The organism is Piscirickettsia litoralis, from assembly GCF_001720395.1.
GTDB classification, from domain to species: domain Bacteria; phylum Pseudomonadota; class Gammaproteobacteria; order Piscirickettsiales; family Piscirickettsiaceae; genus Piscirickettsia; species Piscirickettsia litoralis.
Genome location: NZ_MDTU01000001.1, coordinates 2,163,441 through 2,177,371 on the forward strand (window position 1 = coordinate 2,163,441; position 13,931 = coordinate 2,177,371).

Genomic DNA, 13,931 nt, shown 5'->3' on the forward strand with positions numbered 1-13,931 from the left:
TTTTTTAATAATAAAGAATTTAGCAAACTTTTTCATGATTTGTTTTTCTTGTTTTTCTCCAGAAAAAAATTCTGCCTCTCGCATGATTATCTAGTGAAAATATGAAATTATTAAACTCAAATCTAGCCGAGTTAAAAAATTATTTTCATTGACTATGCTTTTCTTACTGGTATTCAATGCAAATAATGTAGTTTAAGGTGCTTGCCAAACAAAATTAATCAGTTTATAAATCAATTTTATCATTAGTAGTTGGCTTAGGTTGATATTCTGATGAAGTTAAATCAAAAGGCTAGAATAACAGATCTAGCCTATATTTTTTTGAAGTTACTTTAAGTACTCTGTTGCTATTTTTTTCATAAATGTTTTATCTTTTTTTACTGCATCAATGCCTTTTTGGTAAGCTTCAACAGTTGCTTTGTCAACAGATAGGTTAAAAGCATAATAAAGCTCGCCTTTTTTCAAAGCGTATACGACTTTAAATTTGCTCGTGTCAATATTGTTTTTCTTCATTAAATCAATAGCGCCACTTTGCTCATAGGCAAACATGTCCGCACGCTTTTTTTCTACCATACGAGTGAGTAAGGTAAACTTGTTAAGTTGATTAATATTTGTAGTAGGCACATTATTACTGCCTAATAAAATAGCTCCAATGTCGCCTCGGATTGCTGCGAATTTGTACTTCTTCAGATCTGCAGCATTACTGATGGTAATGTTGCTATCTGCCAAAGCAAAAACAACAATTTTAGTTTGAGCAATAGGTCCAGCCCATTTAAATAGGGTTTCGCGTTCTTCAGTTCTTGTTGTCGCAAACAGCATATTTTTAAGGCCGGGTTTTTGTGCTTGGGAGTAACCCCTTGCCCAAGGAAGGACTCTGACTTTATCTATTTTTTGTGGCGCATTAATTTTTGTGATAACTTCGGCTAATAAATCAACAGCGTATCCTTTAAGTTTTTTATCTTTATCAAGATAGTTAAAAGGGGGATAATCTTCAGTCATGATATTGAGCTTTTGTATACCGTAACTAGAAAAGCTCAACAAAATTATACTGATTGCGATAATAACTTGTTGAAAACGTTTCATTGAAGGCACTCCTAACGTTAGAGGTCACTCTAAAGGATAGTTGGTTTTATTGAAAGTGAGTGTCTAAAACAATCATCTATTTTTAACTTATTGTTATTTATGTGAAAATATTTTTTATAATCCGATTGGGTTGTGAGGCATGAGGATTAAAGCTTTTGAGAGTGGTTTATGAAAAGTGTATTGGTTTTATTGGCTATGCTTTTTTTATTTTTATTGGGTCAGCTCAATTATGCGATAGAAAAAGTAACGATAATGACAGAGGAGTATCCACCCTACAATTATACCAATGGGCTAACTGGTGAGCCTGACGGGTTTTCAGTTGCTTTGTTAGAGAAAGTGTATGATTATTTAGGTATTAATTTTAGCACAAAAAAAGTTCACGTATTACCTTGGCCTCGAGGTTATGCACTAGTACAACGTCCCGAGCTAAAAAATATGTTGTTCTCGACCACGAGAACAGCGGAGCGAGAATCTTTGTTTAAATGGGCTGGACCTATTGCTCAAACTAAAATTGTTGTTTTTGCTTTGGCAGATAGCAACGTTACCATCAGTAATGCTGTAGATCTGAAGAAGTATAAATTCGCAGCAATTCGGGGAGATATCGGGGGGACTTTTGCTTGCAGAGCATGGAGTACAAGCGGCCAATGTACACTTACTTAATAAATTTATTTTATTAATTAAAGCAATAGAGTATAACCGTGCAGATGTATTTGCTTATGAGGAGAATGTCGCAAAACACTTGATGCAGAAAAACTTGATTCCACCAGGAACCTTTGTGCCTATTTATACCCTAAGTGAGGGCGAACTCTATTATACATTTAATGCCTCGGTTGATGATAGGGTTGTTGAGGTCTTTCAACGTGCATTAGATGTGATCAAGAAAAATGAGGCATTTATAGAAGGGATTACAAATAAATATTTAAAATAAATTAATATAATTAAAATGTTAATTTGAAATTTTGAAGCAAGAAATTAATGTTTTAGTAGATTGATTTTTCTAGAGATTAATATGAGTATAACACATCAGCTGCTCTCCCTTTTCGCCAAATCGATGATCTTTACAAGAAGTTTGAGCATTATTTAAAGCTAAATCAATTAGTCATACAAGCGCCAAGCTCAGAGAGCCTAAAAGACCACTTTTTATCAGTGAGGTTGTTATGGCTTTAATTATGGTTACGTTTATCCACTTTATTGTGGTTTTCTATTTCCAAGAAAAAAGTCAGCATGATATGAGTGGTTATGGATTAGAAGGTGGGTTGTCTTGAACGCTTCGTGTTACACCATACAGCTTGAAATGGTTGTTGCTGAGTTCTATTGGGATTGCTGAAAGGCAGTCTTTGGTGTTTAAGTGGCAAGTGACTTTAGATTTTGACTTGGAGTATATAAAATACATGGCATATTAAAGAGTTTTTTCTAAACTTAATACTAGAGAGCAGTATTACGGGGAACCATTTTGAAAGCGGTACTCACTGTAATCATATTACAATTTCTATTAATACCAGTATATTATGCAAAACTGATTACAATAGCAGCTCCAAATGATACACCACCCTATGTTTTTGAAAAGGGGAAAGATAAAGGGATACACTTAGAAATCATTGAGCAGGCTCTTGCTGAGTCAGGGCACACCGTACGTTTTATTTTTTATCCTTGGCCACGGCTTCCTTATTCTCTACAAAATAAGAATGTCGATGTTATGATTGATGTTGACCAATCGGTAAAATCAAAAAATGTCTATTTATCAGTTCCTGCTTTTACATTTCACGATTACGCCATTTCACTTTCAGCAAGAAATATTAATATCACAAGCATAACTCAACTAGCACAATATCGAGTTACTGCTTTTAAAACAGCCTCTATTATCCTGGGAAATAAGTTTAAAGATATTGTTAGTACAGCTAGAAGTTATGACGAGATTTTAAAACACCAATCAGCATTAGGCCAGTTATTGTTAAATCGAACAGATATTGTCGTATGGGATAAATATATTTTTCAGCATGCCTTAACAAGCCAAGAAACAGTAAATAATCTTAGAAGGCTTGGCATCAAAACAATTCCTCGCTTAGAGTACAGTAATATTTTTCCAAAACTCTATTATTACGCCGCATTTAAGGACAAAGAATTAAGGGATCAGTTTAATTTTGGCTTTAACCAGCTCAATAATAAAAATAAAATCAATGAAATCTATGATAAGTATACGGCCTTAAGATCTAAATAGCCTTGCATGACTGTATTAGGGGTGCGACTAACATTATAGCAATATGCTAATATATTTGGAGATCTGAATTTATAAAATGTTATAGATTAGTTGTTGATTAATAATGAAATAACCAAGAAATATATGTTTTTATTGTTCTACATATTTTATTTAGGAGCTATATGGTATTGAATAGATTTTTTCTAGAGGATAAAACACTTATCCATAGGGTTAACGATGCATAAATTCTGCTAATCTAAATAGTAGAATGTCAACTTATTTAAGGTCTGATATGATTAAATTGGCTAGGACTACAATAGTGGTGCTGCTCTTTTTTGAAGTTATTGTTGCTTCAGCATCAGTTAAGAAAATATTAGTAGTCAATAGTTATCATCCTAGCTTTCAGTGGGATCAAGATTACAGTCGTGCTATACACGATACTTTTAAAGATTCGAAAAAATATCAGCTTAAGCACTACTATATGGACACAAAGCGTATTCCAAAATCAGAGTATCAGCAGTCTGCAAACCGTGCTATTAAAGTGTACGAGGAATATCGACCTAATATTGTAATTTTAGGAGATGATAATGCACTAAAATATGTAGGCCCTATTTTAGAAAAACGAGGGACACCTTTTGTTTATTTGGGTATAAATAATACTCCACGAGCTTATCTAAATATGTTTGATCATAGCTCAGGTGTGTTAGAGCGACCAATTTTGAAGCGTAATATTTATCTATTAAAAAAAATATTATTACCTCAGCCTAAAAAAGTGCTTTTACTCTTTGATGATGGGAATACTTCACAAGTTTTGTTAAATTATTTTTCTGGAAATATTACAAAAGTTAATGGTGTTGAAGTACATATTAAGTTAATTAAGTTCATTGAAACGTGGTATCAAACTGTTTTAACGAGTAAAGCTAAAGGTTACGATGCCGTTTTCATTGGCCTTTACCAGACGCTTGTGAATAAAGCAGGAGAACATGTTAAGGCCGATGATATCATTCACTGGACATCGAAGCATTCACCTTTACCTTTATTTGCTTTTTGGTCTTTTGCTGTAGGAAAAGACAAAGCGATATGGGGGGCTTGTATTAAATGGCTATGATCAAGGCTTACTTGCGGCGCAACTGGCAAAAGAGTATTTGCTGAATGGTAAGTTCAGTCATCAGTATGCTATTACTTCTGATAAAGGAGTATATTATTACAGTAAATCACAATTGAAGAGATGGGGTATTCAACTCCCTATTTCGATAGCGGATAAAACCATTTACACAGAATAAGGACTCGGTAGATAATTCTGTGTAAAGGTTATGTTTGAATATACTCAGCTAAACAGCCTTCAAGCTTAATCATAAGTTAATTCAAGGCTATTTTTCAACTTTTTTTGCTGCTGTTATGTACAGTATAAGTTGATATGCATCTCGTGTAGGTTAATGAAGGTTATACGGTACTTGTTAGCTCTACATTGGCCGTCATTTCAACCTTGGTGGTCACATTGCTGCTATTGTTGCTGACGGCTGCTTGTTCTGCATTCGCAGCGCCCATAGCGAAGCTTTTTAACATAACAGGTTGAATACGTGGAATATTATTACTGTGCCAATATTGAATTGATTTAATTTTAAACTCTTTATTTGTTAATTTATTATAGGATTTTATTTCTTGCTGTATTTCTTTATAGAGTTTTAAGCGCATTTTTGCCCATTTGTTTTCGAATTGGTTCGAGGTTGGGCTGTAGCTAATATCAACAACTTTAAAACTCATGCCAGGCTTATCATAAGATTTGTAGCGTGATGTAAGCTTGTTAATATTTTTCATACCGACACGTTGCACGATTAATACTTTGTATTGTGGCAACCCTGAATCTGATTTGGTTTGCATGACTTGCTCGATGCGAGCATTTTTCTCTGTTTTTAATACAGGGGCTAGAATTGTTTCGAATGAACGTTGATCGCCGGTCGCAGTAATGCTGGCAAGCACTGAAACTTTAGCGCTTTGAACTTGCACATAGTTTTCGTCTTTAATCGAAAATTTGATTGTTTCAGCATTATTTTGGGCCGGTGGAGGTGGCGGTGCGGCGAATGCTGGAGCTGTGATCATTGTAGCCAAAAACAGACTGGATAGTGCTTTTTTCATGAAGGTTCCCTCGATTTTGTCATCACAAGGGTTTAGCATAAATTAGTTTTAATGTCGATTGCAAGGCTAGGCTTGTTCTATATGTAGAATTTTAATGACATAAAAAATAGATCGTTTAATTTCTTTTTATTAATAGATGATGACGAATCTGAATGAGTAGTACCAGATAGGATAAAGGCCATAGCAGTAAGTGAGTTATTCTGATATGCCACCTGTCAGAGAGTCGTGTTTTAATTTTTGCGGGCACTTGGCGATAAAGAAAAATAGAGATGAGTAAATAAGCGTAAAAAGTAAGCAGGTGAACACTAAGAACGATAGAAAAAAAAAGTAATAGCCAGCATCAATACAACTAAGCCTATAGAAAAATAGAGTAAAAAACGGGAATTAGCGCTGTCTGCCCTTTGCATTGTCTTACCCTATTGTATTTTAAAAGCGTCCTGTCTCTCCCTATGCTATATTAACAAAACCTTAAACTCAAGGCTATTCATAGAGTATGCTAGAATGTTCTTGTTTTATTTTTAACTAATGAGCTGAACTGATTGTGAAAGTGATAATTCCGATGCTGCTTGCTGGAGATAGTGAACAAAGAGCTGCTATTGATGAATGCTGTCCGACTTTATTAAGGCTATTGGCCTATGCAAATCAGCTATCCCAGCATGGCAGCCCTACGACTGAGTTATTTGCAAGCTTTGGCTCTCAAAGTTTAGATCATGATGTACCATTGGCAGCGGCATATGCGAGCCAATTGCCTATCGCTGGCGGATGGCTGTATGCAGATCCTGTTCATATCTCTGCTGATCAAAATGGCCTTTATTGTCAAGGTAGTATTATTGAGGCGTTAAATGATGATGAAAAAAGTTATATTATTGCAGGAAGTTAATCAGTTTTTGGCTGAAGATGGCCTGATATTATACGATGACGGTGCACATTGGTTAATTAGCGCTCCCAAGCCAATTGAGCTACTCACTCGCAGTTTAACTCTCGCTCAAGGCCAGCCGATTCAAACTGATGAAATTGCTGGAGTCGATGCAAAATATTGGCGTAGCTTACAGGCTGAGTTAGGGATGCTTTTACATCAAAGTTCAGTGAACCAAGCCCGTCGTCAGCAAGGTTTAGTAACAGTTGATAGCCTATGGTTGTGGGGGAGTGGACAGTTATCGACAAGCGATTATCAATCAAGTGAACTGACCTTATGCTCTGAGGCGAAAGTCGCCCAAGGGCTGGCGATGTTTTGCAATGCGCCTTATTTTGCTGATATGTCAAAGTTGGATCAGACGGACCTTTATTACAGTGAGCTGTGTCAGCAAGCGGTGTTATCCGCGGATTATAAACTGTGGCAAGAGGCTTTGCGCCAGCTGGAAAAAATGGTGTTTGTGCCTTTATTGCAGCGACTTAAACAGGGCCAATTAAAGTCTGTATCATTATATTTAGGCCGTAATAAGGCTTTTTCGGTGACGTCTTGGGGGGATAAAGAAGTTTTGGTGCCGCCCTCAATCAATTCAGAGTTATTATCATGCAGATTAGAATCCAAGCGCGCAAGCACTGTGAGAAAACGTTTAAGCAAGCACGTCGTTGTGGTTTAGACCCTTTACTTGCCCATGTAATTGCAAATCGTGTGCAAGGTGAGGGTCAGGCATTTGATCGTATCGTTGAGCCGCGCTTAGCGGATTTAACGGCACCTGAGCAACTAAAAGATGCTAAATATGGTGCAGAGCGTATTGTGCGTGCGATTAAAAACAAAGAAGTTATTGGCATATTAACGGACTATGATGTTGATGGCATTACCTCTCATGCGATTATCACACGCGCATTGACTGATTATTTTCAAGTTAATATAGAGAATATACAGCACTTAATCGGTCATCGCATGGAAGATGGTTATGGCGTCAGTGATGGCCTAACTGACAAGATACTATCACAAGAGCAATTGCCTAGTTTGATTATTACCGCCGATTGTGGCTCTTCTGATCAAGCACGAATTAAGCGCCTACAGCAAGCGGGTATTGATGTTGTGGTAACTGACCATCATGCGATTCCAAGCGAAGGTATTCCAGCCTCGGCTTATGCGGTGATTAATCCAACGCGCAAAGATTGCAATTATCCTGACACTGTAATCGCCGGATGTATGGTCGCCTGGTTATTGATGTGTCAGGTGCGCTTGCAACTATTGAAAGATAACAGTAATGATGTTCCTCCTAAACTCAGTGGTCTGCTTGATTATGTGGCCTTAGGGACGGTTGCCGATGCGGTCTCATTGTTTAATGCAACAAATCGCGCGGTGGTGAATACTGGCCTTAAAGTGATGAATCACTTAGAGCGACCGTGTTGGCGAGCAATGAAGCAATTACTTAATCGTCAGCAGCTATTTGGCCCAGAAGATCTAGGTTTTCAGCTAGGGCCACGCATTAATGCCCGTTCGCGCATGGCTGATCCTTATGCAGCGCTGCGCTTCTTATTAGCACGGACTGACAATGAGGCGATGGAGCATTTATTAGTATTAAACACAGACAATGAAGAAAGAAAACTTACCGAGCGGCAGATGCTTGAGCAAGCTAAAATTCAAGCTGAAAACTGTTTAGTTGATAAATTACTTTCTATTGTTACTTTTGATGATGGTTTTCATGCAGGGGTTCAGGGTATTGTCGCATCGCGCCTAGTGGACCGTTATGGTTACCCATGTGTCGTTTTTTCACCGACGAATGACCCTGAGAAGTTAAGTGGTTCAGCGCGTACGATTGCTGATGTACATATCCGTGACGCCTTGCAATATGTTGCAGATCATACTGAGGGTGTGATTTTGGCCTTCGGGGGCCATAAAGGAGCGGCTGGACTAAAAATTGTGCGCAGCCGGCTGGCTGAATTTACCCATCGTTTTGATGAGGCAATACGTGCACAGCTTAAGGTCAGTGAGCTTTTTCCTATTCGTTTAAGTGATGGTGAATTAGCGCTTGCCGAGCTTGATTTAATGGCATTTGACCGACTAGAGCAGCTGCAGCCCTTCGGTCGTGAGTTTGAAGGGCCGCAATTTGAAGGTCGTTTTTATGTGCATAGCGCACGTTTAATTGGTAAAGAGAAAATACATCTAAGCCTAGAATTTGAGCAAGATGGTTTTTATCGCTCAGCGATCTGGTTTCGTGCCTTAAGCCAAGAAGGCGATAGTGTGCCAGTGCAAGCGGGTGATCAGGTGCGTTGCTTGTATCGGTTGTCGGCTAATGAGTTTCGAGGTGAGCGTCGTTTGCAGTTGGTTATTGAAGCTTGTTTAAATTTAGAGTCATCATAGGTTGTGGAGAAGGCAAGAAGTATAACCGTTTGAATCTTTGCACTGACTTAAGTTCGAAGTTTCTGAAAGTTGCGTAATTATAGCTGATTTAAACCTCACCTCTAACATAGCAAGTAAGTGAATGATGACGTATACGCTTAATCTGTTAGTGGTGCTTCAAAAAATAAATAATTGAGTGAAATTTATATTTGTTATTATCCAGCATATTAACTTGTTAATAATAATGTTTTTATTGTTTTAACTGTGTTAAAGGCAAAGAGCTTCGATGTGCAGTGTGGGTAAAACTCTAAATTAACTTTAACGTGCTTGGAAAGAAGTTATAGAGAATAGCTGGCTGGGCCTGGAACTACACTCAATTAGTAAAATTACTAATATTTTTCTGGTTTTTATATGTATCATAAACACCTAGACCTTAGGTTTAGGCTTCATCATATTCCCTGAACTTTTTAATATTGCGAAGAATGAGGTGAAGAAAACCATTAATGATAGGGCTAAGCAAAGTTAGGTCAGTGAGGTGAGACAGCATCAGTACTGATGCAAGTGTTATTGCAAAGGTGTTGAGTTCTGAGTCTGTAGTGGTTAATGAGCTTACCGCTTTAAAAGTTGGTAGGTATTTTTAAATTTTATGAGTGATTATTTTGGCTTGTAAATAGCTAGGCTACCTTGGTATATCAGCTGAAGAATAAAACTTATAACCCATTGCATTAAACAGGAATTAGATTGAAGAGTCATATGAGGGAAACAAAGTACAATTCCTCGTGCTTGTAAACGTAAACTAAAGGAGACATTAATGCCTATTCAACATAAATATATTGTAAATAAATATAATATAATAGCTTTATGTTTATTGAGTTCTATTTCTAGTGGTGTTTGTGCAAGTGAGTTATATAGCTCTACAATTCCAGGCACTCAAAGTTTGTTACAAGCAGAGACTCCGGAAGTTAACATAGTTATTAAAAATGATTCTAATACATCATTAACCTTTTTATATAATGGTAGCAGTGGAACCGTAGTTGCAGGAGAGGTTAGAAGCTTTAAAGACACACAAAAGCTTTATATGAACTCAGCACATTTAGTAATTCAGCCAAATGGCGTTTCTGCTGATGGTGCAAGACACAACTGGACAATGACTGGTTATTCAGGGTTTGGGGGTGGCATTCACCTTAATTCCGCAGGCTTAGGTAAAGCTACGACTTGGCCAGGATTCACAACGATAGGCATCTCTTCAAATTTGTCAGAAATGAAAGCGCAGAATGCATATCATGAGTTTGCTGAAAATATGAAAGTTGAACCATATAAATACCGTAGTAACAAGCATTTATTAAAATATCTCCCTGCAGGGGCAGATAAGAAATTGCCAGAGAGTAGCTCTATACAAGGTAGCTACGGCCATGATGGTAGTTTATATCGATGGTGTTCTTACAACTCAAACCAAAAATTAAGTCGTTGCGGAAAAATTAGTGATGCTAGGGTAATTTCTGCGCTAGCTAAATTGGGTAGCCCAACTAAGCAAAAGCCAACTTACTACATTGAAGTGAAACGAGTTCCTAAAAATATAACTCCTTACTCTGAAATGTATACTTTGGGTGATAGTCTGACTGATACTCAAAATGTATTTTATCTTACTGGGGGAGATATGCCCAGAGGCGTTCTTTATAACGGCAGATGGAGTAATGGCCTTATGTGGCCTGACTATGTTTACGAATTTACAGGACTTCCTGTTCACAATTATGCATTTGGTGGAATGGAAATAGTCCATAGGTTTGATGCTAATAAGAAGCAAGCTAATGGGCAAACAGCTCTTGCAACGGATACTTTCTATATGCCTTCAAAACTACCTATTACTCCAAACTTTAAAGATCAGTTAGCCTTGGTTAAACCTGAGCTAGTTAACAGCCTAAATCATGCTCAAAGCAATAAAAAGGTGTTACTTTCACTTTTTATGGGTGGGAATGATATTATGGAAGATATTGGTGGGGATGCTCTTGATTTACATAAAGCATCTCAAGTTTTTAAAGATAATCTTATTAGTTTTTTAAATGACTTAAAAAATAATGATAAGGTAGATTTTTCTAAGTTGTCTATATTACTTTTTACTGTTCCTGATATAACGATTGCACCACAGCTCCATCAATTCCTAGTAACTCAAAATGATGAACCTGGAAGGCTCCAGAGGGTTAAAAAAGATACAATTATCTTTAATGAAAGTATATTTAATATGGAGAAAGAATTAAAAAATAACTACCCTGACCTTGAAGTGAAATTATTTGATGCATATTCATCAGTAAAAAGTATTCAAAATGACCCTGATTTTTATCAATTTACTCCAGGCTCCCAACCTGGGGTTTCATCGCAGCTTTGGGGGCAAAAAGCGGCTTCAAAAGGTTCGCATGATAGTAGTAATTTTATGGGCTATGTAAATATGCAAGGCGTTGATAAAACAATCAAAGACGTGCCTCCTATTCTCACAGTGATTGGTAGTGTGGATATTGATAGGCTTATTCCTTACAATCCTGCGATACAATCTAAAGCCGTTATTGGAGGTGGGGTTCATCCATCAACAAAAACTCACTTTATTTTAGCTTCACAGCTTATTTATAAAAATTTGTTATCAGGTCAAAGTCCAAGTGAGCAGCCTACGTATTATTTACAAGAATTAGCTGCAACCAAAGGGTTTACGAATAGCTCAGAAGATCCGGTTGCTTTTTCAAAATTGCTTGATATGGCTAACAGTATGTGGAAAACCCCTGATTTTGCTGATTGCATTAATCAAAAAAATATGTACCTTTAGAAATGGTAACGAGGATTATGTGGACTCTAAAAGTTTTGATCCGAAACAGTATTCTATCTTTAGTTGGCCAGGAGGTATTGTTAAAGGGAGGATTAATGAAGGGGGAAGGTTTGCTGTTAAAGGAAATTTAAGGACTACTGGTAAAGAAGAATATATTGCTAATTTTACTAGAGCGCCCTACGGTATTACTATTCCGTATGGAAGTTATACTAACTTGCATTTTGAAGCTATGCTTGGTCATAACTTTAGTATTTTGCCATCAACGATAAATCAATATGGTGGCGTCTGCAATTTCTTATCAATTGCTAAGGTTAGAATACCGCCTATACCAGCAAATAGGTGCTATGATATGCAGTTTGAGCATTGTGAAGGAGGAGAATGCTAGAGGACACCTAAGTCTAAGGCTTAAAGCCTTAGACTTCAGTAGATGAGAGAAAAGTCATCAATAGGACTTGAAAATTATTAAAATTAGTATTAATTGATTGGTGAGCATAACGTTAACAATTTAATATAAAAGTGTGAAGCTTGTGATATGATTAAGGTTAAAGGCGAACAAAACCTAGATATTATACTAGGTTTTGGTGCTTGGGAGAAAGTAAGTTAACGAATATTGTTATTTATCAGAGAGTTAATAGTTATTTGATTTATACGTAAATTTGTAATTTAAATTAATCGATAATTAGACTAAAAAATGTGGTAAAGGTGTCTGTTTGTAACTGGCTGGTTGTTGCCATAGCAGATTATGCCTGTAAAATGCTATCACATGGTAAGCTAAGCAAACTGAGAGCAATGAAATTGAAGAGCTACAGGGTAGTCGATTAACTACAATGAGTAAGCGTATCTGTCCAAGAGGATTTTGCTTAGAGGGCAGTATTGGTAGCAGTGCTAAGTTGACCTATATCAGAGGTCTTTGATCTGATTCCGTAGCGGGTTAGCGGACGGGTTATTTTGAACTCGGGAGATCCTGACTTTTTAAAGGTTATCTTTAGGGTTAAAAAGCTGGAGCTAAATTTTGCAAGGTGCTGGGTTAGTCAGTAAATAGCAAAATAGTTGAAGTAATACTTAATAAGGGCATACAGAGATTACTTGCTTGGTGTAATAAAATTATATATTATTATTGGCTATAATTAATAGGCTCGCTGGCAATATGTTTATATTTTACTAATTGATCTATAAAAGTTTAATAGTCGACATTATATAAAATAATAGCATTAGCTAAGAAGAATACTGGGAAAGCCGGGAAATAAGTGAGATATCTTGATGGCTTAAGCTGAATAGTAAGGCTTATAAATCGTTGCCATTAAAATGATAGTTAAACTGAAAGCTGTATAAGAGAAATTTTTGAGTTAAGTTTTATGAAAGCATCATGGCGTGAACAAAAATTAAAGAATATGCCGATGACCAATTTTTATTGTTTAATAAATTGGAGATGCCTATGTTAGAAGCTAAATCTTGGGTAAAAGATAATATGTTTAACATTTCTGACTATTTGCAGCGTATGTCAAATGCTGGTGAAGCATGTTATCATGAAGAGATTAAACAAATCTGTAAACCTCTTTTCAAACACTTTAAAATCCGTGGCTTTCGTACATTTTCAGTATCGTATAGTGGGCAATTTTATTTTTTAAGTAATCGCCCTGAGCTTTCTAAAAGGTTTATTGATCTAGGCGTACATTATTACTACCGTGATGTTGTTTGGCCAGAGTATGATATGATTTTTCTACCACATAGAAGGTTATTTAAGCCTATTAATCATCTGCCATGGTGGACAGAGGATCATTTAATAAATTTTTGTCAGGCAGATCATACTCTTGGAATTTGTGAATACACGGAGTATGGTCGAGAGCAATTTTGGTTTGGTGGCTATGAAAAAGAAGGTATTAAAAAATGTATTTCATAACGATGTCGATAAGTTAAAAAGTTTTTGATTAAACAATTCAGAGAACAAACTAAGCCTATTACTGACAAGCTTAAGCTTCTTGATTATAAGTGGTCAGATTTATCATGCTTAGAGAGTATTAATATTCTCAATCTAAAAAATATATCAGAAGATTCAATTAGTTTAGCTGAGCAGAATTTAATCATGAAAAGACCAAAAAGGAGAGATGGTATTTCATTTCTACATGATATTGGTGTCTTTGATGGTATGGTAAAAGATTGTTCACTTTCTGAAAAAGAAAAAAGATATTAGTTCTAACTTCTAATGGAAAGTCATCTAAGGAAATTTCGGGCGAGATTAACCTTTCATCCCGTACAATAGAATACCACATGACAAATATAAGAGAAAAACTAAATGCAAAAAGTAAAATTGAGTTAATGTCAATTTACAGCTTGATAAGGCACGCAGGAATGGAATATATTTTAATAAATAAATAAATAAATTGTAAAAAGATAATGTAAAATTCCAGGAGTTTCGTGCTAAACCATCAAATGGATGCATGACCGGC

14 protein-coding genes are annotated in these 13,931 nt (G+C 36.3%); 12 read left to right on the plus strand and 2 right to left on the minus strand.

The features are described from left to right. Positions 1 to 324: 324 nt before the first annotated feature. Entirely contained in the window at positions 325 to 1,080 is a 756-nt protein-coding gene (locus tag BGC07_RS10715; protein WP_069313108.1) for a substrate-binding periplasmic protein, read from the minus strand. Between the two features lie 168 nt (positions 1,081 to 1,248). Here BGC07_RS10715 and BGC07_RS10720 point away from each other — a divergent pair, with 168 nt between their 5' ends. From BGC07_RS10720 to BGC07_RS10735, 4 genes are all read left to right on the plus strand, one after another. Beyond that, on the plus strand, positions 1,249 to 1,740 hold the full coding sequence (locus tag BGC07_RS10720; protein ID WP_069313109.1) for a substrate-binding periplasmic protein: 492 nt from the start codon (positions 1,249 to 1,251) through the stop codon (positions 1,738 to 1,740). Beyond that, positions 1,694 to 2,008, plus strand: coding sequence for a type 2 periplasmic-binding domain-containing protein (locus BGC07_RS10725; RefSeq protein WP_069313110.1), 315 nt, complete (start codon positions 1,694 to 1,696; stop codon positions 2,006 to 2,008). The genes BGC07_RS10720 and BGC07_RS10725 overlap by 47 nt, the downstream gene beginning before the upstream one ends. A 525-nt stretch (positions 2,009 to 2,533) precedes the next feature. After that, entirely contained in the window at positions 2,534 to 3,298 is a 765-nt protein-coding gene (locus tag BGC07_RS10730; protein ID WP_069313111.1) for a substrate-binding periplasmic protein, read from the plus strand. Positions 3,299 to 3,569: 271 nt separating this feature from the next. Beyond that, positions 3,570 to 4,385, plus strand: coding sequence for a sugar ABC transporter (locus BGC07_RS10735; protein ID WP_139121672.1), 816 nt, complete (start codon positions 3,570 to 3,572; stop codon positions 4,383 to 4,385). A 335-nt stretch (positions 4,386 to 4,720) separates the two neighbouring features. On the opposite strand, the gene BGC07_RS10740 is transcribed toward BGC07_RS10735, so the two are convergent. After that, entirely contained in the window at positions 4,721 to 5,413 is a 693-nt protein-coding gene (locus BGC07_RS10740) for a hypothetical protein (RefSeq protein WP_069313112.1), read from the minus strand. 541 nt (positions 5,414 to 5,954) lie between these two features. Between BGC07_RS10740 and BGC07_RS22245 the strand changes: the two genes are divergently transcribed. The 8 genes from BGC07_RS22245 to BGC07_RS23885 all read left to right on the plus strand — a co-directional run bounded on the left by BGC07_RS22245 (position 5,955) and on the right by BGC07_RS23885 (position 13,860). Beyond that, a complete protein-coding gene (locus BGC07_RS22245) occupies positions 5,955 to 6,293 on the plus strand; it encodes a hypothetical protein (RefSeq protein WP_235603097.1) in 339 nt (112 codons plus the stop codon). Then, the gene (locus tag BGC07_RS10745; protein WP_235603098.1) at positions 6,256 to 6,996 is read left to right on the plus strand and encodes a hypothetical protein; all 741 of its coding nucleotides are present in this window, start codon (positions 6,256 to 6,258) and stop codon (positions 6,994 to 6,996) included. The genes BGC07_RS22245 and BGC07_RS10745 overlap by 38 nt, the downstream gene beginning before the upstream one ends. Then, positions 6,927 to 8,693 (plus strand): single-stranded-DNA-specific exonuclease RecJ, encoded by a 1,767-nt coding sequence (gene recJ / locus BGC07_RS10750; RefSeq protein WP_069313113.1) that lies wholly within the window; start codon positions 6,927 to 6,929, stop codon positions 8,691 to 8,693. The genes BGC07_RS10745 and recJ overlap by 70 nt, the downstream gene beginning before the upstream one ends. 790 nt (positions 8,694 to 9,483) lie before the next feature. After that, entirely contained in the window at positions 9,484 to 11,484 is a 2,001-nt protein-coding gene (locus BGC07_RS10755; RefSeq protein ID WP_069313114.1) for an SGNH/GDSL hydrolase family protein, read from the plus strand. Next, positions 11,447 to 11,869, plus strand: a complete 423-nt coding sequence (locus BGC07_RS10760; protein ID WP_069313115.1) for a hypothetical protein — start codon at positions 11,447 to 11,449, stop codon at positions 11,867 to 11,869. Before BGC07_RS10755 ends, BGC07_RS10760 begins: the two co-directional genes overlap by 38 nt. Positions 11,870 to 12,919: 1,050 nt before the next feature. Next, positions 12,920 to 13,384, plus strand: a complete 465-nt coding sequence (locus tag BGC07_RS10765; protein ID WP_069313116.1) for a hypothetical protein — start codon at positions 12,920 to 12,922, stop codon at positions 13,382 to 13,384. Positions 13,385 to 13,408: 24 nt separating this feature from the next. Then, positions 13,409 to 13,675 carry a hypothetical protein gene (locus BGC07_RS10770; protein WP_069313117.1) on the plus strand — a complete coding sequence of 89 codons (267 nt, stop codon included), beginning with the start codon at positions 13,409 to 13,411 and terminating at the stop codon, positions 13,673 to 13,675. Between the two features lie 44 nt (positions 13,676 to 13,719). Then, positions 13,720 to 13,860: a helix-turn-helix transcriptional regulator gene (locus BGC07_RS23885; RefSeq protein ID WP_394332135.1), complete on the plus strand. Its 141-nt coding sequence runs from the start codon at positions 13,720 to 13,722 to the stop codon at positions 13,858 to 13,860. Positions 13,861 to 13,931: the final 71 nt, after the last annotated feature.